This is a genomic window from Lederbergia lenta NBRC 16444, assembly GCF_001591545.1.
Lineage (GTDB): Bacteria > Bacillota > Bacilli > Bacillales > Bacillaceae_C > Lederbergia > Lederbergia lenta.
Genome location: NZ_BCVC01000001.1, coordinates 1067867 through 1094813 on the forward strand (window position 1 = coordinate 1067867; position 26947 = coordinate 1094813).

The window sequence follows — 26947 nt, forward strand, 5'->3', positions numbered from 1 at the left end:
GGAGGTGAATGGTATGAACAAAACTGAACTTATTAATTCTGTTGCTGAAGCAACTGAACTATCTAAAAAAGATGCAACAAAAGCCGTTGATGCTGTTTTCCAATCAATTCAAGACGCATTGTCTAATGGCGACAAAGTAGCATTGATCGGTTTTGGTAACTTTGAAGTGCGTGAGCGTGCTGCCCGTAAAGGCCGCAACCCTCAAACTGGCGAAGAGATCGAAATCGCAGCTAGCAAAGTACCTGCGTTCAAACCAGGTAAAGCACTTAAAGATGCTGTGAAATAATTACATACATTCTGAATTAGAAACGTATGTGAAAAGGAATCGTCTGTGGACGATTCCTTTTCAATTTCAATAAAAAATACATATATAGCGCTTCTACTTTTGATTAGAGTGAAAGATATGATAAGATGAGCTTATTATTTTCTTTTGAAGTTTAATGATTAAATAGAATATGAAATGGATTGTAAAGTGGGAGGATGTAATATGAAAAAGTTTAATCACCCGCAGATTGAAGAAGCGGTGCGGATGATACTGGAGGCAATCGGAGAAGATCCTAATAGAGAGGGATTAATAGATACTCCTAAACGTGTAGCGAAAATGTACGAGGAAGTTTTTTCCGGCCTAGATAAAAACCCCGAAGAATATTTTGAAACTATTTTTGGAGAAGAGCATGAAGAATTGGTTCTTGTTAAAGATATTCCGTTTTTCTCCATGTGTGAGCATCATCTTGTTCCGTTTTTTGGTAAAGCGCATGTCGCTTATATTCCGCGAAATGGCAAGGTAACAGGTTTGAGTAAGTTGGCAAGAGCTGTGGAAACAGTTGCTGCTCGTCCACAATTGCAGGAACGAATCACCTCAACAGTTGCAAATGTAATGATGGAAAAACTGGAACCATATGGAGTAATGGTTATCCTTGAGGCTGAACATATGTGCATGACGATGAGAGGTATTAAAAAGCCAGGTGCTAAAACTGTTACATCGGCGGTTAGAGGTGCATTTGCAAATGATAGTCAAGCGCGTGCTGAAGTACTATCATTAATTAAAGAATAATATATAAGCATCTATCTTTATTTTTTTATTGAGGTGAATGGAATGAAAGAAAGCACTGGACCATCAGAGTTTATTGTAATTAAAGCGCTAGAAGATGGCGTGAATGTTATCGGATTAACACGTGGGACTGACACGAGATTTCATCATTCTGAAAAACTCGATAATGGGGAAGTGATGATTGCGCAGTTTACAGAGCACACGTCTGCAATGAAAGTGCGTGGTAAGGCGAACATTATTACTTCATTTGGAGAACTCCAAAGTGAAGGAAAACCTCATAAATGATAATTAATAGGATGCGGTTTACTTTACCAGAATTAAGTCATTCGCACCTCACTTAGTCTTTATGATATAATTGACCTAGAGTAAAGAGAAGAAATAAATCGAGAAAGAAATGGAGACGCTCGTCATGGCTGTGTGTGATTACGTTGAACAAATGAATGCGATAAAAGAATTGTTAAATAAGAAAAGCTATAACAGCTATTTCCAGAAAGTGATTGGCTCACCTCAGATAGATGAAGATCGCCTACTCATGATGTCCATTTCTCTTCAAGATACTAATTTAACGATTCCTGAACAAAATATTTATATTACCTCGGCTATGCTCGTTCAACTTGCCTTAAATACGCACGAGAGAGTGGCAGATCCGGACGCTGTGCGGCAAGAACGACAATTAGCTGTATTAGCGGGAGATTATTACAGTGGGATGTATTATCATTTATTAGCTTATCTTGAGAACACAGAATTAATCACATCTCTTGCAACTGCAATAAAAGTGGTAAATGAACATAACATATCACTATTTCAAAATACGGTACATACATTTGAGGAATTTTTAAACGAATTTAAAGAAGTAGAAATAGCAGTAATAGAACAGTTTTGTCTACATTTTCAAGCAACGAAATACATAAGTTTTTTTAATGAGTTTCTATTTTTGAAAAAAATGATCAAGGAATATGAAGGATTTCAAGCTGGAAAGTCCGTCTTGTTTTTTGAGCGGCTTAAAGAGCATTATTTTCAGGAAGGTACAAATGTACCTATCAGCAATCTGTCAAAAGATGATAGTGAGAAATTAAGTCAATTAAGCTATAACTATGTGGAAGAATCAATAAACAGATTAAATAATATGATCGAGGACTTGCCAGTGTTACCACCCATGCTCCAAATGCGGATTCAAGAGGTGTTATCGAGAATTCATGGCTTGACAAGATTAAGCGTGGAGGAAGGTTAAGAGATGCAGTCTAAAGAAGAACGTGTACATCATGTATTTGAGAAAATTTATGGTAATTATGACAAAATGAATTCTATTATTAGTTTTCAGCAGCATATAAAATGGCGAAATGCTACGATGGAAAAGATGGCGGTATCAAAAGGTGAAAAAGCTTTAGATCTTTGCTGTGGAACCGGAGACTGGACAATTGCTCTTGCTAAACATGTTGGCGAGGAAGGAAAAGTCGTTGGTTTAGATTTCAGTCAAAATATGTTGAAAATCGCCAAAGAGAAAACAGATCAAGAAAATTTACAACAAATCGAGCTGATCCAAGGGAACGCGATGGAACTCCCTTTCTCTGATAATTCTTTTGATTATGTTACGATTGGCTTTGGTCTGCGCAATGTACCAGATTACATACAAGTGCTAAAGGAAATGAATCGTGTGTTAAAACCAGGAGGTATGGCTGTTTGTTTAGATACATCTCAGCCGACATTACCTGTCTATCGCCAACTATATTACACTTATTTTCGTTTTATTATGCCTTTGTTTGGAAAACTCTTCGCTAAAAGCTATAAAGAATATTCATGGCTCCAAGAATCTGCTCGAGATTTTCCAGGAATGGAGGAACTGGCCCAAATGTTCTGGAAAACAGGATTTGAGAATGTCATCTATAAATCCTTTAGCGGTGGTGCAGCAGCTTCCCATATAGGAATAAAACAGAAATAATAGCCGGGTGGAAATAAAATGAAACTATCATTACTTAATTCAAATTTAAAAGGTGACTTTGATTTAATAGAACAGGAACTCGAGATTGCCATTCATTCAAAAACAAAGATGTTGAATGATGCAACTGTCCAACTATTAAAAGCAGGGGGAAAAAGAATTCGTCCTGTTTTTGTTTTGCTTTCAGCTAAGTTCGGCACTTACGACATACATACAGTGAAAAATGTGGCTGTTGCTTTGGAATTGATTCATATGGCATCACTCGTCCATGATGATGTAATCGATGATGCGAAGCTCCGCCGAGGGATCACAACAATTAATTATCAATGGAATGATAAAATCGCCATGTATGCAGGAGATTATATACTCGCCCGCTCTCTTGAATATATGACGAAAATAAAGCAGCCAATCGCTCATCAAATTCTTTCAAACGCTATTATTGAAGTATGTATCGGAGAAGTGGAGCAGATTAAAGACAAATACCGATTTGATCAAACATTACGTGATTATTTAAGGCGTATAAAAAGGAAAACAGCCTTACTGATTGCTGTAAGTTGTGAATTGGGTGCAGTTGCGGCAGAAGTAGATGTGCAAATGCAAAGACAATTGTATAAATTCGGTTATTTTATAGGTATGTCATATCAAATAACAGATGATATTTTAGACTTTACAGGATCTGAAAAAGATCTTGGTAAACCAGCAGGTGAAGATCTGCGTCAAGGGAATATCACTTTACCTGCATTATATGCAATGAAAAATCCTAAATTAAAGACGCTTATTTCGACCATTAATGAAGATACAAGTAAGAAGCAGATGGACTCCATTATTGCTCAAATCAAATCTTCAGGAGCGATTGAACAATCCCATGCTATTAGTTCACGTTATTTAAAAAAAGCTCTTTCCATTCTGGATGAATTTCCGGCCAATCGAGCTAGAAAAACATTGCGAGAAATTGCGAATTTTATCGGAAAACGAAAATATTAGTTTCGCCATCATTGAGATAGCCAACTAGGCATATCTTTATGGACGTTCTAATGGATATGCCGTAAGCTCAGTGCTTTAGAGGGGAAGATCTACCTTCGTTAAAGCTGAGCTTATTTTTGACTATACTACCCGCTTCGCCAACTATGATTTGCTAGTAATCTATGGTGAGGTGATGATGGTTCCAAACCAGACAGAGTAGATCGAATAGCAGCGAGTCCGTCTGTATGAAGGCTTACCGTGTTTCCTTTATCTTTCAATGTCATTCGGATAAAACCGCCACGTCCTGTGGCAACGTCGAGGCAATCACATCCTGGGAGCGCAGTATGCACTTCGCTAAACGAGTGTCTTGTGCTTTTCTATATTGTCTAGCTACAGCGCCTATCGACTAGCAGACTTCAGGATTTCTCCCTACGATAAGTCAACATCGATTCGCCTACGGCTTATCGTGTTTCCTTTATCTCGTACGAAAATCCTTCCAGTCTGTACGTCGATGACCAAGGCGCTTCCTCTTTTCTATATTGCGAAAATTTGAAAAAGGTGTTATTCTTTTGTTGATATATGTCTATTGTAGGTTGATTTAAACTCAGGGGTGAATATGGATGGAAAAAACGTTTTTAATGGTGAAACCAGATGGGGTACAGAGAGCATTAATTGGGGAAATTGTTTCTCGTTTTGAAAAAAAAGGGTTTCAACTCGTTGGTGCGAAACTGATGAGTATTTCAAAAGAATTAGCTGAAACGCATTATGGTGAACATAAAGAACGTCCTTTTTTTGGTGATTTAGTCGATTTTATTACATCAGGGCCTGTTTTCGCCATGGTTTGGCAAGGGGAAAATGTCGTAGCGCTAGCACGACAAATGATGGGGGCGACAAACCCGAAAGATGGTACACCAGGTACAATCCGTGGAGATTATAGCCTAGCAGTTAATAGAAATGTCATTCACGGTTCAGATTCAAACGAGAGTGCTGAAAGAGAGATTGGTTTGTTTTTTAAAGACGAGGAACTTGTCGAATACTCCAAGCTAATGAACAATTGGATATATTAAAAAAGTAACCGCTTGCGAAACTAGCAGGCGGTTTTTTCTGCAAAGAATATAAAAATCATTTTATATTTGAGGTATAATAGTCACAGTATGATAATTGATTGGAGATAGTGTTGAATGGATGTAGATTATGAAAATTTTATTTTGCAAATAAAAAAAAGAACAGGGATCGACTTATCTCTTTATAAAGAAGCTCAAATGAAAAGGAGATTGACTTCACTTTATCAAAAAAAGGGATTCGACTCCTTCGAACACTTTTTTTCAGGAATGGTGAAAGACAGTTCTCTACTAGATGAATTTCTCGATCGAATGACCATTAATGTGACTGAATTTTATCGAAATAAAAGTCGCTGGGATGTGTTAGAACAAAAGATCCTTCCTAGATTAATATCAGAAAATAAACGATTGAAAGTATGGAGTGCAGCCTCATCTACTGGCGAAGAGCCTTATACACTTGCGATGATTCTTTCTGATATTTTACCGATAAATCATATTTCTATTTTGGCTACTGATATTGATGAAATAGCGATTGATACAGCGAAAACTGGGCTTTATCCTGAACGATCTTTTCAAGAAATGCCAAAAAATATGAAAGAGAAACATTTCCAAAAAGATGGATCATTTTATAAATTCTCCAACGAATTAAAACAATCGGTAAACTACCGAAAACTAAATTTACTTGCCGATCGTTTTGAGACTAATTTTGATTTAATCGTTTGTAGGAATGTATTAATCTATTTCACGGAAGAGGCAAAGGATGAACTTTATAAAAAATTTGCAGCATCCTTAAGAGAAGGAGGGGTTTTATTTGTCGGTAGTACAGAACAAATATTTAATCCTGCCAAGTATGGCTTCGAAGTAGAAGATACTTTCTTTTATAGAAAAGTAGGTAAATAATCATTCTTGGAAAGGGATGTGGAAAATGAAAGTAGAGATTAATACACCTTCAAAAAGTTATTCCGTTATTATCAAGTCTGGGGCAATAAAACTGCTTGGAAAACAGTTGAATGCTAAAAAGTATACAAAATTATACATTATAACCGATCAAACTGTTGGTCCCCTACATCTTGACACATTAAAGGCTCAACTTCCCAATGATTTAGAAGCAGTCGAATTTCAAGTTCCTTCAGGCGAACAAGCGAAACAGTTTTCCGTGTATGAACAATGTCTTGAATTTGCATTAGAGAATGGGTTGGATCGAAATTCGTGCATCATTGCATTTGGTGGTGGTGCTGTAGGAGATCTCGCAGGATTTGTAGCAGCTACTTATATGCGAGGGATAGATTTCTTTCAGATTCCGACTACCATATTAGCACATGATAGTGCTGTAGGAGGAAAGACTGCAATTAATCTACCTTTAGGAAAAAACATGGTAGGAGTCTTCCATCAACCTGAAACAGTCATATATGATATAGATTTCTTAAAGACATTGCCAACTTCAGAGATTAGATCTGGGTTCGCAGAAGTAGTTAAACATGCATTAATTGCTGATCCGCAATTATTAAAGTATTTAATGGAAAATATCACGAGTTTATCAGAGATAACAGATGATATGTTTGTGTACATACTCGGAAGAGGAATTGAAATTAAAGCAGCCGTCGTTTCGGAAGATGAGAAGGAAACAGGGGTACGAGCTGTGCTTAACTTTGGACATACTTTAGGCCATGCCATTGAAGCGACAGCAGGGTATGGGAAATATACGCATGGTGAGGCTGTAATGATTGGTATGGTGTATGCTTTATATTTAAGTAAGGAAAAACTAGGCTTAACATACGATATTTCTAAATTTATAGAATGGATTCATCAACTTGGGTATGATTCGCATATACCAAATTATTTAAGCTTTGACCAAGCGTTTCAAGCGATGCAACGTGATAAAAAATCAGTAGCAAATAAACCTTACTTTGTACTATTGGCTAGTGTAGGCAAACCCGTATTAGAAGAAGTTGAAAAAAGCCTAGCCGAAAAGACATTCATAACCTTTAAACAAATGGAATAGTGATTGTTAACTTACAACGTTAAGAAATTATGCATTTTTCCTCCCTTGTAAACATAGCTTGTCTTAAGCAAGACTTCGATTTAAGCGAAGGGGGGATGGTATGCATTATATAATTGAAAGTGCCACAATCATAGACGGAAAAAAGGTTAGGGAAAAGTCTCTATTAGTTAAGAATAATGAAATTAGCTATATAGGTGATGATGTTTCTATGTTTTCTGCGATGAAAATGGATATAAAATCTTTTGTTCTCACGCCTTCATTTGTTATGTTTGCCCCGAATATACCAACAGATTCTTTCTATCAGTTTAAAGAACACTTTGTAAAGCGCTTACTATCGAAGGGATGCGGCACGATCATTACAGAGTTCTCAATTAATTATGATTTTGAATTTGAAGAAAAGTTACTCGAAAAGCGAACGTCGTTATTAAATAGTCCGCTAGATTATATTCTTGGGGTTAGAATTCCAGCGTCTAAAATAAATACAACAATAATTAAAAAATGTAAAGTCGCCAAAATCCCACTGATTTTTGTTGAAATAAATGATGTGAAAGAGCTAAAAGCACTACCGTGGGGGTGGCTTAAAGAGGCTTCTTATCCTTATAATCCAGTATTAATCCCTGTGTTTCCTAGCTATATGAAACATTCCATTCAGAAGAAAACTTGTAAATATTGGGCTAAGCTATTGGAAAAAGAAAAATTGAGTCATCTTCCCCAACCTTTGCCTAGTTATGAACCGTTAGATGAATTTGAAATTAAAAAAATTGGTTTATATCCGAAAAGAGGACTTTTACGAACTGGCAGCGAAATTAATTATAACCTATTTTTTAAAAACAGCAGAGTTGAACATCCGAAGACATTGTACTATGATAATCTGAAACTCGCTGTTGCGGTTCAAAAAGGAAAATTTGCTTTTATTGATAAAAAACCTTTTTTTCGACCGGGATATGGGGAAGAATTAATGATAAATCAAACAGCTCTTTTTGTATAGCTAGCTGGATAGGAAGGGAATTATGTATGAACAATGCGGAACTAATGATCAAATATATAGAAGAGCAAAATCTTGAAAAAGCTAAAACATATTTTGAAAAAGTGAAAAAAGAAAATAATGACGAAGAAGTGTTTTTTCTTGCTCAGCAATTATTTGATTATGGTTTTTTAGAAGAAACGAAGCAATTATATGAAATACTATCTCGTACACATCCTGATGAGGCAGAACTTAAAATTTTACTTGCTGAAACGCTAATTGAAATGAATAATGAAGATGAGGCATTTCAATATTTAGAAAAGATTGATCATAATGATCCACTTTATCCCCAGGCGTTACTCGTGCAAGCTGATTTGTATGAAATGCAAGGTTTATATGAAGTGAGTGAGCAGAAACTCTTGCAAGCAAAGGAGCTAGTAAGAAGTGAACCTGTAATTGATTATGCACTAGCGGAATTGTATATGTCTCAAGGTAGGTTTTTAGAGGCCGCACGTAATTTCAATCTACTTTTAGAAGCGGGACATTCGGAATTTGTTCAAATTGATATTCATGGGCGTATGGCTGAAGCGTTAAGTGCTGGAGGCTCCTTTGAACAATCATTATCATATTACGAAACCTCGTTAAAAAATAAAATGGAGATTAATGTTTTATTTGGATATGCATTAACAAGCTATCAAGCGGGCTTATATGATAAAGCGATCAAGGCTTTTAAACAGCTTCAAGAAATGGATCCGGAATATCATTCACTTTATTTATATTTGGCAAAATCATATGAACATCAAGAAAAGATAACAGAGGCATTGGAAGCTGTTGATTCAGGTATTGCTATGGATGAATTTAATAATGAATTACACTTATTCGCTGGTAAACTTGCGCTTAAGCAAGGGGATGAAATAAAAGCGGAAAAGTATTTCCGAGATGCATTAGCACTTGATCCTGAGTTTACTGCAGCAGCTGCCCAATTAAATAAATTGTTGCTGCATCAAGAAAAATATGAAGATGTTTTAGAAATAATAGCGATGTTTGAACTTGATGATATTTCCGATCCACAGTTTCATTGGGATGCCGCTGTATCTTTTCAACACACAGAGCAATATAACATGGCATTAAAACAATATGACCTTGCATATAATGAATTCAAACATAACCGTGACTTCCTAGTTGATTATGGATACTTTTTAATTGAGGAAGGAAAAAGACCAGAAGCAATAAATATATTCCAACAGCTCACTGAACTTGAACCAGTGAATGAAGAATGGTATGAGATGATTGAGAATCTTCAAGGAAATTAAAGATGGCTTTGCAGAGGAGGGAAGAAAATGGCAACCCCTGTATCTGTCAACGAAAAGAAAGAGTTCATCCGGTGGTTTCTAAATCGATATCAATTAAAAAGAAGAGAATCAGTTTGGATTCTCAATTATTTGATGAGCCACGATAAACTGATGGAAAAAGTTCATTTTGTTGAGGAAGCACAGTGCTGTCCGAGGGGATTGATTATGTCTACACACTGTACAAGAGATGTCCCATTTCGCTTTTATAAAGATAATATCATGACAACAGATGCTGAGAAATCCTTCCATGATATCCGGTTGAATCGTGATGAGGAAATTTATATTCAAATAAATTTCCGTTCGGCAAACCTATCGCATCATTACGCTGCCGTACTTGAGGAAAATCCATTTCTTCAAACAAATCTATTTTTAAGTGAAAAAGATAAAGTGTATGCTGAAAAATTACTCGCTCACAGTTTAGTGACTTTCAAAGAAGAAAAATTGTTAAAGGCTATCGATCGTGCTTTGGATTCTAACGATAAAGATACATTTGAAAAACTTTCGTTAGAATTAAATCAACTGAGGAAGTCTTGAAAATCCTTCTGAAATTAGGAGGATTTTTTGCTGATTAGATAGCACAGCAAGGGAATATTAAGTGTAAATATATGCTAATCATAAGAGAGAATGGTAGTATAAACCTTATAAATAATTAATGTTACGAGGTGTAAGAATGAATTGGAATGCAAAAGATGTGGAAACTTATATTCAAGAAAAAGAATATATTGACACAGTCGTAATCCCAGTGCTTCCCATTATGTTTGGTCCGAAAATGAGACATGCTGCTGAGCAAGGGGAGTATATCAATTTATTGTCCCAACAATTAGAGCGACAATTTAAAGGAAGAATGCTATTTCTCCCTGCATTTACATATGTGGATGAATTAGAAGATGCTTCTAAACTGCTTCAAAAATGGGTATTTCAATTAAAAGAAAGCGGATTTACTTATATCTTTTTGTTAACTGCAGATAATAGATGGATATCTACTAAAAAAATTGAAAACAGTAAATTTATTCATGTTCCCTCCGTTCCTATACAACATATGGATGAAGTCCAAAAACAATCTTTAGTAGAAGAACAGTTAAAACGGATGATGGCTGAGATCGTGGAAGGATGGCAATCAATTTCATAATTATTCATTTCGCCACATTGTTGACAATGTTTAAGATCGTATATTATTGACCTATATGTGATATTGATATATCATAATTATGTCCTAGTTTGTTATTATGTGCATAAATTTGTCCGTTGGACTTACCTTACTGATAGAGGGGGGATAAGGATGAGCAAGAATCCTGTAACAAGACGTCAATTTTTAAGCTACACACTTACAGGTGTAGGCGGTTTTATGGCGGCGGGAATGATTTTACCAATGCTTCGTTTTGCGATTGATCCCGTGTTGACAGCTGAGGCAAGCGGTGATTTCAAAATGACTGATAAGAAGATTGCTGATATTACAGCGGAACCAGTTCGTGTTGATTTCAAATATGAACAAGTAGATGCTTGGCACACTTCGGAAACTACGCAAATGGCTTGGGTATACAAAAATGAGGCTGGCGATATCGTAGCGCTTTCTCCAATTTGTAAACATCTTGGCTGTACAGTAAACTGGAATGGGAGCGAAAAGCACCCGGATCAATTCTTTTGTCCATGCCATATGGGTCTTTACACAAAGGATGGCAATAATGTGCCAGGAACTCCGCCAAGGGGTCCATTGGATGCTTATCCAACAAAAGAAAAAGATGGCTTTTTGATGTTGGGTACACCAGAAGAAAATCCATTCGTAAGAAAGAAGTAAAGGAGGCGTAATCATTGCTGAACAAAATGTACGACTGGATTGATGAGCGTTTGGATATTACGCCGATATGGAGGGACATCGCAGACCATGAAGTGCCTGAACACGTAAACCCGGCACATCACTTCTCTGCGTTTGTATACTGTTTTGGTGGGTTAACGTTCTTTGTAACTGTTATCCAAATCCTATCAGGAATGTTTCTTACTATGTATTATGTACCTGATATTAAAAACGCTTGGGAATCCGTATACTATCTTCAAAATCAAGTGGCATTCGGCCAAATTGTACGCGGTATGCATCACTGGGGAGCAAGCCTCGTTATCGTGATGATGTTTTTACATACGCTTCGCGTCTTCTTCCAAGGAGCGTATAAGAAGCCACGTGAGCTAAACTGGGTCGTTGGAGTACTTATCTTTTTTGTTATGCTCGGTCTTGGACTTACAGGCTACTTATTACCGTGGGATATGAAGGCGTTATTCGCAACAAAAGTTACATTGGACATTGTTGAATCAATTCCGCTTGTCGGAATTCCAATGAAAACATTGTTAGCGGGAGATCCAACGATCGTTGGGGCACAAACATTAACACGTTTCTTTGCGATTCATGTGTTCTTCTTGCCTGCGGCATTACTTGGTCTAATGGCGGCTCACTTTATAATGATCCGTAGACAAGGTATTTCTGGTCCGTTGTAAGAACTACTTATTTAAAATGAGAATGATGAACAGATATTGGATATAAGGAGGGGACATCATGCATCGTGGAAAAGGAATGAAGTTTGTTGGGGATTCCCGGGTATCTGCAGAGCGAAAGCCGAATATTCCTAAAGACTATTCCGAATACCCAGGCAAAACAGAGGCATTCTGGCCAGACTTTTTACTAAGAGAGTGGTTGGTTGGAGCTGTTTTCCTCATTGGCTTTTTATGTTTGACAGTAGCACATCCTGCCCCGCTTGAAGGAATTGCTGACCCAACGGAAACAGGATATATTCCGATGCCAGACTGGTATTTCTTATTTCTTTATCAATTAATAAAGTACCAATTTGCATCTGGACCATATAACCTTCTTGGGGTGGCAATTATTCCTGGTCTTGCTTTTGGTGGATTGCTTTTAGCACCATTTATCGATAGAGGACCTGAGCGACGCCCATCTAAGCGTCCGTTTGCAACTGGCTTTATGTTACTAGCTTTTGCTGCGGTTTTCTATTTGACATGGGAAGCAGTAGATATGCATGACTGGGCTGCTGCTGAACAGCAAGGTAAGATTACTCAAGCATTTGAGGTAGATAAAGAAGCTGAAGGGTATAAAATCTATGCTAATCAAAGCTGTATTAACTGTCACGGTGAAAACCTAGAAGGTTCTGCTGCGGCTCCAGCATTGGTTGACATGGAACATACACCTGAAGAAATTAAAGATATTGCCCATAATGGTATTGGAAATATGCCAGCAGGTCAATATGATGGTTCAGAAGAAGATCTGGATAAACTAGCAGAATATCTTGCTGAATTAAAGAGTGAATAATTAGTTATACGAGAGCCGGCATTTTGCCGGCTCTTTTTTTCAAAGTCTTATTATGGAGGATATTACGACTCATATGAATCTCATATATGCTATTTTAAGTGATCGTCGTTTTCTTTGGTTACTTCTCCTAATAAATACAGGAGGAACAATATACGGTTATATTTGGTATGAGCAACAAATAAGCGAGACACAAGCTCATTTCATTCCATTTGTACCTGATAGCCCTACAGCTAGTTTATTTTTCTGTTTTGTTTTACTCGCTTTTTTATTACATAAAAATTGGGGATTGATTGAAGCGTTAGCACTGATCACCTTATTTAAATACGGTATTTGGGCAGTGGTAATGAACTTTTTAACATTGGCTGTTACCGGCGATCTTCCGTGGCAAGGGTATATGTTAATTGCCTCACATGGTGCGATGGCATTACAAGGGATACTTTATGCGGACTTTTATAAGATGAAGCTTTGGCATGTAATTGTTGCGGCTATTTGGACGCTCCATAATGACGTCATCGACTATGTGTTCATGCAATACCCTAAGTATGCTGACTTAGAGATATACGTAAAAGAGATTGGATATTTTACATTTTGGTTAAGTGTTATTTCCATTGGACTAGCCGCTTTCTTAATGAAAAGAAACCAAGTGAGAAACCAAAGCATGTATTAATAATAGAAAAAACAAACAACCCGATATTATCAGGTCTATTCTTGTCCAACTACTCATAAAGTTTAAAAGTAGTATGAGGAGGGACAAGAAATGAAATATGTGACCATATTCCTTCTGTGGCTTTGTCTATTCACTGCTAGTTACACGGTTGCAGCTAAACAACCAATATCAACCATGTCTGAATTAGATCAAATCGCTGACGAGGCATTGCAATTAACTAGGTTTGGGCGTTTTGCAGAAGCTAAAGGATTAATTGCCCAATTTGGTAAGCTATTTGCTGAACAAGGTGTTACAGAAAAAACTTTTACTATCGATGAATTAAGGGTTTTAACTACATCTCAAAATGAGGCATTAGAAGCAGTTACAAGTGCTAGTATGAACAAAGATGATAGGATTAAGAAAGTAACTGCATTTAGGTTGGCCACTGATGCAGTTATATCTAAATACCAACCAATGTGGCTAGATATGGAAAGTCAAATATTACAATCCTTTCAGCAAGTGAAAAATGCAGCATTAGATGGTGATAATGTTTTATACAATCAAGCGTTAAATGAATTTCTAAGCACATATTCCGTTATACAACCTAGTTTGAAAATAGATATGTCAGTAGAAAACGTACAAAAACTTGATTCGAAAATGACTTATCTGGATAAATATCGATCTAAATTTTCCGAGCAGGAATGGGCAAATGAATTGGACACGATAGAAACGGATCTCAAGCAACTTTTTGAGCAAATAAGCCAAGATGAAATTGATCCATCCGTATGGTGGGTGATCATCATGACTAGCAGTATTATTATCACGACACTTTCATATGTAAGTTGGAAAAAATATAGAGGACAAAAGCAAAAAAAGAGTAGAAGAGATGCAAATCGTTGACCAAATGAGCTTCATCTAATAAAATAGTATGTAACAACAGGACGTGGGGGTTTAATATGGGAAGTTATTTAATATATTTGGCAATAATTATGATTGTACCAATCTATGCGCAATATAAAGTAAAAAACACGTACAAAAAGTATTCGAAAGTTGCTTCTTCTACTGGAGTTAGTGGTGCTGAAGTAGCGAGAAGAATATTAGATGCTAACGGGTTGCATAATGTAGCCGTGAAAGAAACGCCGGGGATGTTAAGCGATCATTATAATCCGATGACAAAAACAGTCAATTTATCCTCTGCAAATTACCATTATAATTCAATTGCGGGTGCAGCAGTAGCTGCTCATGAAGTTGGACATGCTATTCAAGATAAAGAAGGATATGCTGCGCTACGCTTTCGTCATGCACTCGTGCCAGTAGCAAATATTAGTTCGAAAATGGCATGGGTATTTATTATGTTAGGTTTTTTCGTAAGTACTTTGTCCAACTTTTTATTAATAGGTATTCTTCTATTTGCTGCTGGGGTGGTATTTCAGCTTGTTACTTTGCCGGTTGAATTTAACGCTTCTTCCCGAGCGATGGATCAAGTAGTGTCACTTGGATTAATTAGCAATTCGGAAGAAAGAGATGCTAAAAAGGTATTAAACGCAGCAGCGATGACATATGTTGCAGCTGCAGCTGTTGCAGTTCTTGAACTTGTTCGTCTGATTTTAATCTTCACAAGCAGTAATAGAGACTAAAAAAGAAACCGGGCGTATCGCTCGGTTTCTTTTTGTAGAAATAAGTCATTGATCGCTAAACAGTAGCTCGTTTTTCTTATTGTCCAGCTCCGGCGCCCAGCGACTAGCAAGACAGGCTTCACCGTGTATCCTTTATCTCGTATTTCAATGCATTTAAGGTTCCTGGAATAAAATCGACATGGTCCTGTGGCAACGTCGACGCACTCACATCCTGTGAGCGCAGTTTGTACGCCGCTAACCGGGCGCCTCAGCTTTCTAGGCATCATATGGGTTTTTATTTTCGTCAAATGTAAATCCTTCGCCCATTACGTCGTGTACAACGATTAATGATACGAAAGCATGTGGGTCGATTGCGTTAATAAGCTTTTTAAGGTGGACGATTTCATTTCTACCTACTACGCAATAAAGGACATCCTTATTTTGTTTAGAAAAGGACCCACGTCCATTTAAAACAGTGACGCCACGCTCCATTTGCTCCATAATCATATCTGCAATTGCTTGATGATGATTTTCTGATATAATCAGTGCACCTCTGGCAGCGTATGCTCCTTCTTGCATAAAATCAACTACTCTTGCACCTACAAAAACCGCAACGAGTGTATACATAGCCTCTTTGTGATTTAAATATGTTAGTAAGGATACGGTAATAACAATCGCATCAAACATAAACATTGTTCTTCCCATGCTAATTCCTTTATATTTATGAAGAAGGCGGGCAATGATGTCTACGCCACCTGTTGTGCCACCGAAACGAAAAGTAATACCTAAACCGATTCCGATAAAAACCCCGGCGAACAGTGCTGCAAGAAATAAATCTCCATCAAGTGGAATGTTGAAATGGAACCTTTGGAAAATAAATAAAAAGAGAGAAACAGAAACAGTTCCAATTAGTGTATACACAAAAGACTTTCTACCAAGTAATTTCCAACCAACAAGAAACAATGGAATATTTAACACTAAATTGGATATGGAAGGATCAATATTAAATATAAAAAATAATAATAATGTGATGCCGGTAAATCCGCCTTCTGCTAAATTGTTTTGCATATTAAAATGAACGAGCCCAAAAGAAAATATGGCAGCACCGAGTATGATAAATAAAACATTTTTAATACGTAAACCTAAAATCACTTTATCCCCTCCATATGGAAGTTTTTAGATATAGAACTTACTCATTATAAACAAATATAATTGATACAAGCAAGACATCAACAAAACATAAGCGCCTGAGGGATCATACATCCTATACGTCGAAGTTGGGCGAATAGAGCCTTCATCCATAATCCCACTGTCTATAATTTGTTTAACTGCAAGAAAATAAGCATTTTTATTTGTATTAAAAAAAGGAATTAGCTAACATAATGTGGGAAGGTGAAAAAATGAGAGAACATAAAACAATCCAACAGTTACAGAGCGAAGTAGATGCTTATATAGGTCAATTTAAAGAAGGTTATTTTAGTCCATTAGCAATGATGGCTAGGTTAACGGAGGAAATGGGGGAACTAGCGAGAGAAATCAATCATCAATACGGAGAAAAACCGAAGAAATCTACTGAACCTGATAATTCAATCGAAGAAGAATTAGGAGACGTATTATTTGTTGCTATTTGTCTTGCAAATTCACTTGGGATTGACTTACAGACAGCACATGACCGTGTAATGGAAAAATTTAATGTTCGAGATAAAGATCGATGGACTAAGAAAGAGGAAGGTGAGTAATATGACTAACATAATTAAAGTAGTTGTTGCAGGTCCTCGTGGACGAATGGGAAAAGAAGCAGTTAAACTCGTGGACGAGACTCCTAATTTTGAACTTGTAGCTGTACTCGATCGGAAGAATAATGGCACGAATCTTAATGAATTAGAAGGATTCACAGGATCAAGTGCACCAATATATACAAATATAGAAGAATGTTTTCAACAAGTGGAAGCAGATGTATTAATTGATTTAACTATACCTGAAACAGGTTACATACATACAAAAACAGCATTGTTGCATGGTGTTCGTCCCGTCGTTGGTACAACAGGTTTTACTAAAGAGCAAATTCAGGAATTAACAAAACTCGCGGAAGACAAAGGATTAGGCTGTATCATTGCTCCAAATTTTGCTATCGGCGCAATATTAATGATGAAATTTTCGCAAATGGCTGCAAAGTATTTTCAAAATGTGGAAATTATTGAATTACACCATGATCAAAAATTAGATGCCCCATCAGGTACAGCGGTGAAAACAGCAGAAATGATTTCAGAAAGCAGACAAAGCATTAAGCAAGGACATGAAAACGAAAAAGAAACATTACCAGGTGCAAGAGGTGCTGATTTAGAGGGCATGCGCATACATAGTGTGAGACTTCCAGGCCTGGTTGCTCATCAACAAGTATTATTTGGCGCAGATGGGCAATTATTAACCATTCAGCATGATTCGTATAACCGCGCTTCCTTTATGTCAGGTGTAAAAGTGTCAGTTGAGACGATAATGAATCTAGAAACGCTTGTTTATGGTTTAGAACATATTTTGGATTAAAAGGGTGGAGGATTTATGGAGCAACAAAAGATAGATGTTCTAGCAATTGGTGCCCATGCTGATGATATAGAAATAGGTATGGCTGGGACGATTGCAAAGTGGGTGGATGCGGGAAAAAGGATCGTTATTTGTGAATTAACAGAAGCTGAATTATCTTCGAATGGTTCTGTTCCGCAAAGAAAAGAAGAAGCAGCAACCGCGGCTGCATTACTTGGAGTATCTGAACGAATCAATCTAAAGCTCCCAGATCGTGGTTTGTTTATGACAGATGAATATATCTGTATTATCACGGAAGTAATTCGTAAATATCAACCTGAATTAATTTTTGCTCCTTATCATGAAGATCGGCACCCAGATCATGGTAATTGCGCAAAATTAGTAAGAGAGGCATATTTTTCAGCAGGGATAAAAAAATATAATTATGAAGCAAGTCTCTATCAGCCACACAAAGCACGTAATCTCTTTCAATATTTCATTAATGGTTATTCTATTCCAGATTTTTTTATTGATATCTCTAATTTTATCGAACAAAAAAAGTCGGCATTGGCTGCATATCAATCTCAATTCGTTAAAGAGGCGGATGGGGTAACGACACCATTAACAGAGGGATATATTGATAGTGTTATTGCAAGAGAACGGCTTTTTGGCAAGGAATCGGGCGTTCGTTTTGCGGAAGGCTTTAAAGCGAATACTCCCATCTTAGTAAATAATAACTTATTTGGAGAAAATATATGAAGATGAAAATCGGGATTACGTGCTACCCAACTGTCGGGGGTTCAGGAGTGATAGCAACGGAACTAGGGAAATTTTTAGCTGATAGAGGCCATGATATTCACTTTATCACATCGAATATACCATTCCGTTTGAATGTATTACATCATAATATTTTCTTTCATCAAGTATATGTAAATCAATATTCAGTATTTCAATATCCACCATATGATATTGCATTAGCTAGTAAAATGGCGGAAGTAATAAAACGTGAGAAACTAGATATCCTACATGTTCACTATGCTATTCCTCATGCAGTGTGTGCGATTTTGGCTAAACAAATGGCTGGTACTGACGTTAAGATTGTTACAACATTACATGGTACAGATATAACTGTTTTAGGTAATGATCCAACTCTTACAGAGGCTATTAAATTTGGAATTGAAAAATCTGATGCAGTTACTACGGTTTCTCATGCATTAAGTAAAGAAACGGTAGATGTAATTGCGCCAGATAAAGAGTTACAAGTAATTCATAATTTTATAGATGAAAAAGTATATCGGAAAGTTGATACTCCGGGTTTAAAATCAGCATACGGAATAAAAAAGGAAGAAAAAGTACTTATACATGTATCAAATTTTCGTCAAGTGAAACGGGTAAGAGATGTTGTCACTGTTTTCGCTCGTGTTGTTAATGAAGTGCCAGCAAAACTTTTGTTAGTTGGTGATGGTCCTGAAAAAACGAGTCTATGTAAGTTAGTAAAAACTTTAGATATTGAAGAAAAAGTAATTTTTCTTGGCAGGCAGGATCAATTGGAGGAGTTATACTCAATTAGTGATTTGATGCTATTGCTATCTGAAAAAGAGAGTTTTGGTTTGGTTGCTTTGGAAGCAATGGCTTGCGGTGTCCCGTGTATTGGAACAAATGTTGGGGGGATTCCAGAAGTCATTACGGAAAATTACAATGGGTATATATGTGAGTTAGGTAATATTAAACAAATATCTGAGAAAGCAATCCAATTATTGCAAAATCAGGAGCTATTACAACAATTTTCCCATCATGCTTCATTAACATCGAAAGAGCAGTTCAAATCAGATAGGATCATCACACAATATGAAGATTTATATCGTAATCTTCTAACAACTAGTAGTTTGGGGTTTTCTTGATGAATGATTTTTTTATATCGGCTTTACCGATTATTAAATCAATTGAAAAGGCTGGATTTGAGGCTTACTTTGTAGGTGGATCAGTCAGAGATTATATTCTAGGTCGAGATATTCATGATGTAGACATTGCTACCTCTGCTACTCCAGTCGAATTGAAGAAGATTTTTGCACATACGGTTGATGTTGGCATAGAGCACGGGACCATTATGGTGTTATATAAAAATCAAAGCTTTGAAGTAACTACCTACAGATCTGAATCTGAATATAAAGATCATAGAAGGCCGGAATCAGTTACGTTTATTCGCTCGTTATATGAAGATTTGCAACGTCGTGATTTTACAATGAACGCAATTGCTATGGACGGAAATGGGAATATCGTTGATCCGTTTCATGGAAGATTGGCATTAAAAGCTAATATGATTAAAACAGTGGGGGAGGCAGATGATCGATTTAGAGAAGATGCCTTGCGATTGATGAGAGCCATACGTTTCGTTAGTCAGCTTGGTTTTCACTTAGATAATGAAACAGAAGCAGCAATATCAAAACATGCTAATTTGCTTGAATATATCGCTGTGGAAAGAATTTCAGCTGAAATGCAAAAGCTTCTTGGCGGAAAATACAAAGAAAAGGCCCTTCTTATTGCGTTAAATACAAAATTGTATCAATTTTTTCCTTCTTTGTGTAATCAAGAACATATACTTAGTGAAGTATTATCATTACCGATAAATCAATTAAATGAAACAGATATGTGGTTATTATTTCTGTATTTAACGGAATCTGATGAACCAACCGATTTAATGAAAAAGTGGAAGTTTCCCGCTAAAAAAATCCAATTTTTAAATCGCGCTTTAAATGAACTCAGTATTCGGAAATGTCAAGAATGGTCTGTGTATGATCTATATCGTGCAGGAGAACACATAGCGATTACCGTTGAAAAACTATACCAGACACTTAACGGAAAAAGTGGCGAATATGTAGAACAAAATCTTGTTGCTAGATTTAATGAACTTCCAATTACATCACGTGAGCATATAGTGATTTCGGGAAATGATGTACTAGAATGGACTGGAAAGTCAGGCGGTCCGTGGATGAAAGAGCTCTTCATACATTTAGAAAAAGCCATTCTGACTAAGGAAATAGCTAATGAGAAGGAAGAGATTAGGAGGTGGATAATAACATGTCTACTTCCGTAAAAAAACAGTTAATCGCTGCTCTATTCGAGGCTAATAATGAATTTTTATCAGGACAGGCACTTGCCGAAATGATAGGATGTTCACGCACAGCTATTTGGAAACAGATAGAGGAGTTACGTAAGTCTGGTTTTGAAATAGAGGCAATTAGAAAAAAAGGTTATAGAATTATTCATAAGCCAGATCAATTATCAGAGAACGAAATTTTAATGGGATTAGAAACGAGTGTTCTTGGCCGAAATATCCTCTATTTTGATACGATCGATTCTACGCAAAATAAAGCAAATGAAGTAGCAAGAATGGATGCTCCAGAAGGAACCATTGTTATAGCGGAAGAACAAACGAGCGGTAGAGGGCGAATGGCTAGAGAATGGCATTCGTCCAAACATAAGGGGATATGGATGAGCTTGATCTTAAGACCACAGCTTCCGCCAGAAAAAGCCCCTCAGTTTACTTTAATTACTGCTATTGCGATCGCCCGTGCAATTGAAGAAGTGACTGGAAAGGAGCCGGAGATAAAATGGCCTAATGATATTTTATTTCACGGCAAAAAGATGACTGGTATACTAACGGAGCTACATAGTGAAGCGGATAAAATTAATTTTATTATTATTGGTATTGGTTTAAACGTTAATCAAGAGATGCCCGATTTCCCCGAAGAAGTTAGAGAGATTGCAACTTCACTAGCAATTGAAAATGGAAAGAAAGTGTCTAGGGTAATACTTCTCCAACATATTTTAAAAAACTTTGAGAAATATTATCAATTATATTTAGAAAAAGGCTTTGGAACATTAAAGGTAATATGGGAAAGCTATGTAACGAGCATTGGTAAATCAATTATTGCTCGCACTATTTCCGGCGAAATTGTTGGAAAAGCGCTAGGAATTACTGAGGAAGGCGTACTTAAGATTCAAGATGCTGAAGGCCAAATACATTATGTTTATTCAGCGGATATCGAAATTAAACCATAGGCATAGCACATAAAGTTTGTTATAATTTTGATGGGCAGTATCAGAGATGAACTGCACCTTGCGTTAGAATAAAAAAGATAAATTGAACAATTTAATCTGCCTTGATCCATAGTGGACTGGGACAGAGGGCCGAAACGAGTGAAATGAACAAAGGGGTCCTTCTGCCTAATTGCAGGAGACTCCTTTTTATATTGCGATAAGAAAGTATAGGCTTGCTTTCTACCACTCGGTTGCGTTCGTCCCCTCTGATAAAAAAGGAGGATGTTTCGTAATGAAGAGTACAACGGATTTTGTCAAAATGAAGACCAATGGAGAAAAAATTGCAGTCGTCACAGCATATGATTTTCCCCAAGCAAAGCTTGCCCAACAAGCGGGAATCGATATGATTCTCGTCGGTGACTCGCTTGGAATGGTAGTGTTAGGATATGATTCTACCGTGCCTGTAACAATAGCTGATATGGTACATCATACAAAAGCAGTGAAAAGAGGCGCGGCTAATACATTTATCATTACAGATCTTCCATTTATGACATATCATGTGAGTGAAGAAGAGGCAATGAAAGCAGCAAGAACACTTATGCAAGAAGGTGGATGCCACGCTGTAAAGGTAGAAGGTGGCGGTGAAGTAATAAAAACGATGAAGAAACTAACAACAGCTGGTGTACCTGTTGTTGCACATTTAGGTTTAACCCCGCAAACCGCAGGAGTGCTCGGTGGTTACAAAGTGCAAGGTAAAACAGCTGAATCAGCCTCATTATTAATAGAAGAAGCAATAAAGTGCGAAGAAGCTGGTGCTTTTGCCATTGTGCTTGAGTGTATTCCTAAGCAACTTGCGCAAGAAGTATCTCGACGCCTTACAATCCCAACGATTGGGATTGGTGCAGGCCCTAAAGTTGATGGCCAAGTGCTTGTATATAATGATCTTCTGACATTTGGAGTGGATCGAGTTCCGAAATTCGTGAAAAAGTTCGGAGATGTTAATGCAGTGGTAGAACAGGGACTACACACATATGTGGAAGAAGTAAAAGCTGGCATTTTTCCAGAGGATAAACATTCGTTTACAATGAATGAAGAAGAATTAGCGCTGTTGTATGGAGGGAAATAGTGTGCAAATAATTACAACTTCAGCTATGATGCAACAAAAAGCAGCCGAGCTTAAAAGACAAGGAAAAACAATCGGTTACGTTCCAACGATGGGATATTTACATGAAGGACATTTGAAACTTGTCAAAAATTCAGTTGGTGAAAATGATATAACTGTAATTAGTATTTTTGTTAACCCGCTACAATTTGGTCCCAACGAGGATTTGGAAGCATACCCGCGTGATCCTAAAAGGGATACAGAGCTTGCACGAGAGGCAGGAGTGGATGTTATATTTATGCCTGATGCAGCTGATATGTATCCTAATGAATTATCGATGAACATTGAAGTGACTAAAAGAGCAGATGTTTTATGTGGAAGAAGCAGACCTGGGCATTTTAATGGGGTAGCTACAGTGCTCATTAAATTATTTAATATTATTTTGCCTGATCGCGTTTACTTTGGCAGCAAAGATGCACAGCAAACTGCAATTGTCGAAGGGCTTATTGCTGATTTTAATTTTCCTATTAAACTAATTGCTGTAGAAACTGCAAGAGAAGCTGATGGTCTCGCTAAAAGCTCGCGAAATGTCTATTTACTTAATAATGAGCGTCAGCAAGCACCAGCCATTTATCGAAGCTTGCTTAAAGCAGAAAAGATAATTAAAGATGGAGAAAGTGATCCTGCCGTAATCACTCAACTTGTGAAGGAATATATAGAGAAAAATACGGATGGTGTAATTGATTACGTCGAAGTATTGTCATACCCACAGTTAAGTTATCAAATCAGATTAGAAGGAAAAGTTATTATCGCCATTGCCGTAAAATTCTCTAAAGCACGATTAATTGATAACCTCATTATTACTGTAAACAAGGAGGTAACAAAATGTTCCGTACAATGATGAATGCAAAAATTCATAGAGCTACTGTAACTGAAGCTAATCTTGATTATGTTGGTAGTATCACGATTGATCAAGCTCTATTGGAGGCAGTTGGAATGGTGGCTAATGAAAAGGTGCAAATCGTTAATAATAATAATGGTGCTCGCTTTGAAACATATATTATTGAAGGTGAAAGAGACTCTGGAGTCATTTGTGTAAATGGAGCGGCTGCAAGACTTGTTCAACCAGGAGATATCGTTATCATCCTCTCTTACGCACTTATTCCAGATGAAAGTATTCAGATTCATAAGCCTAAAATAGCGCTGATGGAATCGAATAATAAAATCCAAGAAGTCATTCAATATGAACCTGAAGCGACTGTTTATTCATAAAGTAAAAGTGAAAAACAGCTGGCATCCATCCAAAGTTGCCAGCTGTTTTTTTCGAGTTTTCAATTTATGTTCATTAAATAAAGCAAATTTCTCAAGACTTCGTTATTTTTCTATAGCTATATACTTGTACATTTGTTTATCAAGTGATGAATTCATGATACAATTACGTGGAGTATTTAACGGTGTTTGTTACTAATAGGCGTTCGAAAAAGTAAATTCCAGTCTTTTTTTGAACATCCTAAAAGGTGTGAGTAAATGTGTCACGTAAATTTGTCGTTGTAGATTTAGAAACAACTGGAAATACATATGAAAAAGGCGATCGGATCATCCAGATTTCTGCTGTAACGATAGAAAATTATCAGATTGTAGATCAATTTACATCATTCGTAAATCCGGGGATTTCAGTACCGCCTTTTATTGAAGAGCTGACTGGCATTCATGATGATATGATTAAAGATGCTCCAACGTTTTCAGAAATTGCCGATGAAATTTACGGTTTATTAGCTGATTCTATTTTTGTAGCACATAATGTACCTTTTGATCTTGGGTTCTTACAAGGGGAATTGGGGGCAGCAGGTTATCGAAATTGCGTTACTGAATCTATAGATACTGTTGAATTATCTAAAGTACTTATGCCCATGTCAACTAGCTATAAGCTATCAGATATGTCAGAGATGCTTGGTTTTGAACACGAAAATCCCCATCAAGCTGATAGTGATGCCCTAGTAACCTCAGAACTTCTTCTGTTTCTCATTGAGAACATAAGACAGTTACCGCTCATTACTATAGAGAAATTAACAGATTTAGCTCATCATTTAAAAAGTAATATTGCATTATTATTACATTCGATTATTCAAGAAAAAAGAATGAAATTGGAAGATTTGCCAGAAGCGTTGGAAGTGCATCGCGGGATTGCCCTGAGAAAAAAATTCCAACCAGATACAGTCGATAATAATGAGAGTGTGGAATACCCTTCTAGCATGGAAGAAAAACAAAAATTATTAACTTCATTTGTAAATGGATATGAAAAACGAGAAGGTCAAATGCAAATGATGGATACGGTTTATAAGGCTTTTGTTGGTGAAAAGCATGCTGTTATTGAAGCTGGGACAGGAATTGGAAAATCACTCGGATATTTAATTCCCGCATTATATTATGCTGTTAAACATCATCAATCGGTCATCATAAGTACATATACGGTGCAAATGCAGGATCAACTTTTATATAATGAAATAAGAAGACTCAAAGATATTATTCCATTTCCTTTTCGTGTTTCAGTTCTAAAAGGAAGAAGCAATTATTTAAACATGCTGAAATTCGAGCAGTCACTCACTGATAGGGACCACTCATATGATAATGTTCTGACTAAAATGCAAATACTCGTCTGGCTTATTCAAACAGAGACTGGTGATATGGACGAAGTAAACTTTTCAAGTGGTGGGAAACATTACAAAGAGAGAATGAAACATGATGGATGGTTTTTACAAAAGGAAAAAGATCCATGGATCTCTCGTGACTTTTATATGCATGCTAGACATCTTGCACTTCAGTCAGAAATAGTAATTACAAATCATTCTATGTTATTAGTGGATATAGAACAAGAACGAAACTTGCTTCCAGATTCACAGTTTATTATTATCGATGAAGCGCATAATTTCATCAAGGCAGCGAGTAAAAGTTTAGGGAAAAAAATAGAGTTTAATGCTTTCAAATTTTTAATTAATAATATTGGTACTTTTGATAAAAACCAATTATTTGCTAAAATTGAGCAAATTATTCAGCATCATAATATCGTCCCAAAGGTTTCTACTTCCCAATTTGATAATTTAATCTTACGCTTAGACGCAGAAGTCGATGATTTCTTTATGCTATTAAGTAAATGGATTATTAAAAGTGAACGCAAACTTTCCCAAAATGTGGCGAAACATCAAGTGCGATTTACCGAAGAGATGAGACAAGAGAGGGATTGGCAATCTGTATTGATGTGTGCGGAGCGAACGCTTGATTTCCATAAACAAATTCGTTTGGGATTGGAAGATCGACTTGAACTTATAAAAGAACAAAAAGAAATTCCAATTACAGAACGAGCTTTCGTTGAAGAAGCAAATAGCTTTATGTTGGAATGGCTGACATTAGGCGCAAAAATAAAAGATTTTATGCTAACCCCTAACATCCAAGAAGTAGTATGGATGGAGGGTGATACTAGGACATTGCCAAATAGTATTGGCTTATATTCTGAACCTGAAAATCCTGGTGGTTTTCTAAAAGAGCATTTTTTCTCGGATAAAAAAAGTGTTGTCATGACTTCAGCTACACTTACAGTTGATCACTCATTTAAGTACTTTCTTCAAGAGGTAGGCTTAAATAATTACTCACTTATGCAAACGATCATACCATCTCCATTTGCATACGATAAGATGGCTAAATTAATGATCCCTACAGATCTTCCAGAAGTTCGTCATACCAAGACTGAAGAATATATTGAAGCGATTTCTGGACATTTAGCGGCCATAGCTAGCGTGACAGATGGGCGGATGCTCGTATTATTTACATCCTACGATATGTTGAGAAAGACATATAACTTAATGAAAGATAGTGGGGCACTCGATGAATTTATTATGTTAGCACAAGGTGTTACATCAGGAAGTCGCACGCGTTTAACAAAGAGTTTTCAGCAATTTAATAAAGCAATTCTGTTTGGCACAAGTAGTTTCTGGGAAGGTGTAGATATACCTGGAAAGGATCTAACTTGTTTAGTTATTGTGAGGTTGCCATTTTCCCCACCTAACGAACCAATCATTGCAGCAAGAAATGAAGCGATTAAGAAGAGGGGAAAGAACCCATTTTCTGAACACTCATTGCCTGAAGCAGTCATTCGTTTTAAGCAAGGATTTGGAAGATTAATCAGAACAGAAACAGATCGTGGAGTTGTTATTGTAATGGACAGGCGAATTGATACAAGTTCATATGGCCAAGCATTTCTGCAGTCTTTACCAAACGTTCCAATAGAAAGAGGGCCATTAAAAGAGATTATATCAACAATAGAAAAGTGGCTATGATAGAAGGGAACAACCACGTATAAAAACGTAGTGTTCCCAAGGTTGTGGGTCA

31 protein-coding genes are annotated in these 26947 nt (G+C 36.7%); 29 read left to right on the forward strand and 2 right to left on the reverse strand.

Going from position 1 to position 26947, the window contains the following annotated elements:
- Positions 1-13: 13 nt before the first annotated feature.
- The 6 genes from hbs to hepT all read left to right on the forward strand — a co-directional run bounded on the left by hbs (position 14) and on the right by hepT (position 3971).
- A complete protein-coding gene (hbs, locus tag BLE01S_RS04915) occupies positions 14-286 on the forward strand; it encodes a non-specific DNA-binding protein Hbs (protein ID WP_066137785.1) in 273 nt (90 codons plus the stop codon).
- A gap of 201 nt (positions 287-487) precedes the next feature.
- Complete coding sequence (gene folE, locus BLE01S_RS04920) at positions 488-1054, forward strand: GTP cyclohydrolase I FolE (RefSeq protein ID WP_066137787.1); 567 nt, start codon at positions 488-490, stop codon at positions 1052-1054.
- A gap of 42 nt (positions 1055-1096) precedes the next feature.
- On the forward strand, positions 1097-1336 hold the full coding sequence (mtrB, locus tag BLE01S_RS04925; RefSeq protein ID WP_066137790.1) for a trp RNA-binding attenuation protein MtrB: 240 nt from the start codon (positions 1097-1099) through the stop codon (positions 1334-1336).
- Positions 1337-1460: 124 nt separating this feature from the next.
- Positions 1461-2282 carry a heptaprenyl diphosphate synthase component 1 gene (locus tag BLE01S_RS04930; protein ID WP_066137791.1) on the forward strand — a complete coding sequence of 274 codons (822 nt, stop codon included), beginning with the start codon at positions 1461-1463 and terminating at the stop codon, positions 2280-2282.
- Between the two features lie 3 nt (positions 2283-2285).
- Positions 2286-2990 (forward strand): demethylmenaquinone methyltransferase, encoded by a 705-nt coding sequence (locus tag BLE01S_RS04935; RefSeq protein WP_066137792.1) that lies wholly within the window; start codon positions 2286-2288, stop codon positions 2988-2990.
- Positions 2991-3008: 18 nt separating this feature from the next.
- Positions 3009-3971, forward strand: a complete 963-nt coding sequence (hepT, locus tag BLE01S_RS04940; RefSeq protein ID WP_066137793.1) for a heptaprenyl diphosphate synthase component II — start codon at positions 3009-3011, stop codon at positions 3969-3971.
- Positions 3972-4096: 125 nt separating this feature from the next.
- Here hepT and BLE01S_RS20710 read toward each other — a convergent pair whose 3' ends face one another.
- A complete protein-coding gene (locus BLE01S_RS20710; protein WP_157419483.1) occupies positions 4097-4234 on the reverse strand; it encodes a hypothetical protein in 138 nt (45 codons plus the stop codon).
- Between the two features lie 336 nt (positions 4235-4570).
- Here BLE01S_RS20710 and ndk point away from each other — a divergent pair, with 336 nt between their 5' ends.
- The 13 genes from ndk to BLE01S_RS05005 all read left to right on the forward strand — a co-directional run bounded on the left by ndk (position 4571) and on the right by BLE01S_RS05005 (position 14922).
- The gene (gene ndk / locus BLE01S_RS04945; protein WP_066137796.1) at positions 4571-5017 is read left to right on the forward strand and encodes a nucleoside-diphosphate kinase; all 447 of its coding nucleotides are present in this window, start codon (positions 4571-4573) and stop codon (positions 5015-5017) included.
- 114 nt (positions 5018-5131) lie between these two features.
- Positions 5132-5911, forward strand: a complete 780-nt coding sequence (locus BLE01S_RS04950; protein WP_066137799.1) for a CheR family methyltransferase — start codon at positions 5132-5134, stop codon at positions 5909-5911.
- A gap of 25 nt (positions 5912-5936) precedes the next feature.
- Complete coding sequence (gene aroB / locus BLE01S_RS04955) at positions 5937-7013, forward strand: 3-dehydroquinate synthase (protein WP_066137801.1); 1077 nt, start codon at positions 5937-5939, stop codon at positions 7011-7013.
- A 100-nt stretch (positions 7014-7113) separates the two neighbouring features.
- Complete coding sequence (locus BLE01S_RS04960; protein WP_066137804.1) at positions 7114-8001, forward strand: hypothetical protein; 888 nt, start codon at positions 7114-7116, stop codon at positions 7999-8001.
- A gap of 26 nt (positions 8002-8027) precedes the next feature.
- Positions 8028-9290: a tetratricopeptide repeat protein gene (locus BLE01S_RS04965; protein WP_066137807.1), complete on the forward strand. Its 1263-nt coding sequence runs from the start codon at positions 8028-8030 to the stop codon at positions 9288-9290.
- A gap of 27 nt (positions 9291-9317) precedes the next feature.
- Entirely contained in the window at positions 9318-9863 is a 546-nt protein-coding gene (locus BLE01S_RS04970) for a ReoY family proteolytic degradation factor (RefSeq protein WP_066137810.1), read from the forward strand.
- A gap of 136 nt (positions 9864-9999) precedes the next feature.
- Positions 10000-10458, forward strand: a complete 459-nt coding sequence (locus BLE01S_RS04975) for a YpiF family protein (RefSeq protein ID WP_066137813.1) — start codon at positions 10000-10002, stop codon at positions 10456-10458.
- Positions 10459-10608: 150 nt separating this feature from the next.
- Complete coding sequence (locus BLE01S_RS04980; protein WP_066137815.1) at positions 10609-11124, forward strand: QcrA and Rieske domain-containing protein; 516 nt, start codon at positions 10609-10611, stop codon at positions 11122-11124.
- A 14-nt stretch (positions 11125-11138) separates the two neighbouring features.
- On the forward strand, positions 11139-11813 hold the full coding sequence (gene qcrB / locus BLE01S_RS04985; protein ID WP_066137818.1) for a menaquinol-cytochrome c reductase cytochrome b subunit: 675 nt from the start codon (positions 11139-11141) through the stop codon (positions 11811-11813).
- Positions 11814-11871: 58 nt separating this feature from the next.
- Positions 11872-12639 (forward strand): menaquinol-cytochrome c reductase cytochrome b/c subunit, encoded by a 768-nt coding sequence (locus BLE01S_RS04990; protein WP_066137819.1) that lies wholly within the window; start codon positions 11872-11874, stop codon positions 12637-12639.
- A 73-nt stretch (positions 12640-12712) separates the two neighbouring features.
- A complete protein-coding gene (lhaT, locus tag BLE01S_RS04995; RefSeq protein ID WP_066137821.1) occupies positions 12713-13306 on the forward strand; it encodes a lipoprotein heptaprenylglyceryl N-acetyltransferase LhaT in 594 nt (197 codons plus the stop codon).
- A gap of 90 nt (positions 13307-13396) precedes the next feature.
- Complete coding sequence (gene ypjB / locus BLE01S_RS05000) at positions 13397-14185, forward strand: sporulation protein YpjB (RefSeq protein ID WP_066137824.1); 789 nt, start codon at positions 13397-13399, stop codon at positions 14183-14185.
- Positions 14186-14241: 56 nt separating this feature from the next.
- On the forward strand, positions 14242-14922 hold the full coding sequence (locus tag BLE01S_RS05005) for a zinc metallopeptidase (protein ID WP_066137825.1): 681 nt from the start codon (positions 14242-14244) through the stop codon (positions 14920-14922).
- A gap of 255 nt (positions 14923-15177) precedes the next feature.
- On the opposite strand, the gene BLE01S_RS05010 is transcribed toward BLE01S_RS05005, so the two are convergent.
- Positions 15178-16053, reverse strand: a complete 876-nt coding sequence (locus tag BLE01S_RS05010; protein WP_066137827.1) for a YitT family protein — start codon at positions 16051-16053, stop codon at positions 15178-15180.
- Positions 16054-16301: 248 nt separating this feature from the next.
- On the opposite strand from BLE01S_RS05010, the gene BLE01S_RS05015 reads away from it, so the two are divergent.
- The 10 genes from BLE01S_RS05015 to dinG all read left to right on the forward strand — a co-directional run bounded on the left by BLE01S_RS05015 (position 16302) and on the right by dinG (position 26895).
- On the forward strand, positions 16302-16640 hold the full coding sequence (locus tag BLE01S_RS05015) for a nucleotide pyrophosphohydrolase (RefSeq protein ID WP_066140912.1): 339 nt from the start codon (positions 16302-16304) through the stop codon (positions 16638-16640).
- Between the two features lies 1 nt (position 16641).
- Entirely contained in the window at positions 16642-17445 is an 804-nt protein-coding gene (dapB, locus tag BLE01S_RS05020; protein WP_066137830.1) for a 4-hydroxy-tetrahydrodipicolinate reductase, read from the forward strand.
- Between the two features lie 15 nt (positions 17446-17460).
- Positions 17461-18180 (forward strand): bacillithiol biosynthesis deacetylase BshB1, encoded by a 720-nt coding sequence (gene bshB1 / locus BLE01S_RS05025; RefSeq protein WP_066137835.1) that lies wholly within the window; start codon positions 17461-17463, stop codon positions 18178-18180.
- The gene (gene bshA, locus BLE01S_RS05030; RefSeq protein WP_066137836.1) at positions 18177-19322 is read left to right on the forward strand and encodes an N-acetyl-alpha-D-glucosaminyl L-malate synthase BshA; all 1146 of its coding nucleotides are present in this window, start codon (positions 18177-18179) and stop codon (positions 19320-19322) included. Before bshB1 ends, bshA begins: the two co-directional genes overlap by 4 nt.
- Positions 19322-20515 (forward strand): CCA tRNA nucleotidyltransferase, encoded by a 1194-nt coding sequence (locus BLE01S_RS05035; protein ID WP_066137839.1) that lies wholly within the window; start codon positions 19322-19324, stop codon positions 20513-20515. Before bshA ends, BLE01S_RS05035 begins: the two co-directional genes overlap by 1 nt.
- The gene (locus tag BLE01S_RS05040; protein WP_066137842.1) at positions 20500-21483 is read left to right on the forward strand and encodes a biotin--[acetyl-CoA-carboxylase] ligase; all 984 of its coding nucleotides are present in this window, start codon (positions 20500-20502) and stop codon (positions 21481-21483) included. The genes BLE01S_RS05035 and BLE01S_RS05040 overlap by 16 nt, the downstream gene beginning before the upstream one ends.
- A 271-nt stretch (positions 21484-21754) precedes the next feature.
- Positions 21755-22588, forward strand: coding sequence for a 3-methyl-2-oxobutanoate hydroxymethyltransferase (panB, locus tag BLE01S_RS05045; RefSeq protein WP_066137845.1), 834 nt, complete (start codon positions 21755-21757; stop codon positions 22586-22588).
- 1 nt (position 22589) lies between these two features.
- On the forward strand, positions 22590-23465 hold the full coding sequence (gene panC, locus BLE01S_RS05050) for a pantoate--beta-alanine ligase (RefSeq protein ID WP_066137848.1): 876 nt from the start codon (positions 22590-22592) through the stop codon (positions 23463-23465).
- Complete coding sequence (panD, locus tag BLE01S_RS05055) at positions 23450-23836, forward strand: aspartate 1-decarboxylase (RefSeq protein WP_066137851.1); 387 nt, start codon at positions 23450-23452, stop codon at positions 23834-23836. Before panC ends, panD begins: the two co-directional genes overlap by 16 nt.
- Positions 23837-24093: 257 nt before the next feature.
- The gene (gene dinG, locus BLE01S_RS05060) at positions 24094-26895 is read left to right on the forward strand and encodes an ATP-dependent DNA helicase DinG (protein WP_066137853.1); all 2802 of its coding nucleotides are present in this window, start codon (positions 24094-24096) and stop codon (positions 26893-26895) included.
- Positions 26896-26947 lie beyond the last annotated feature (52 nt).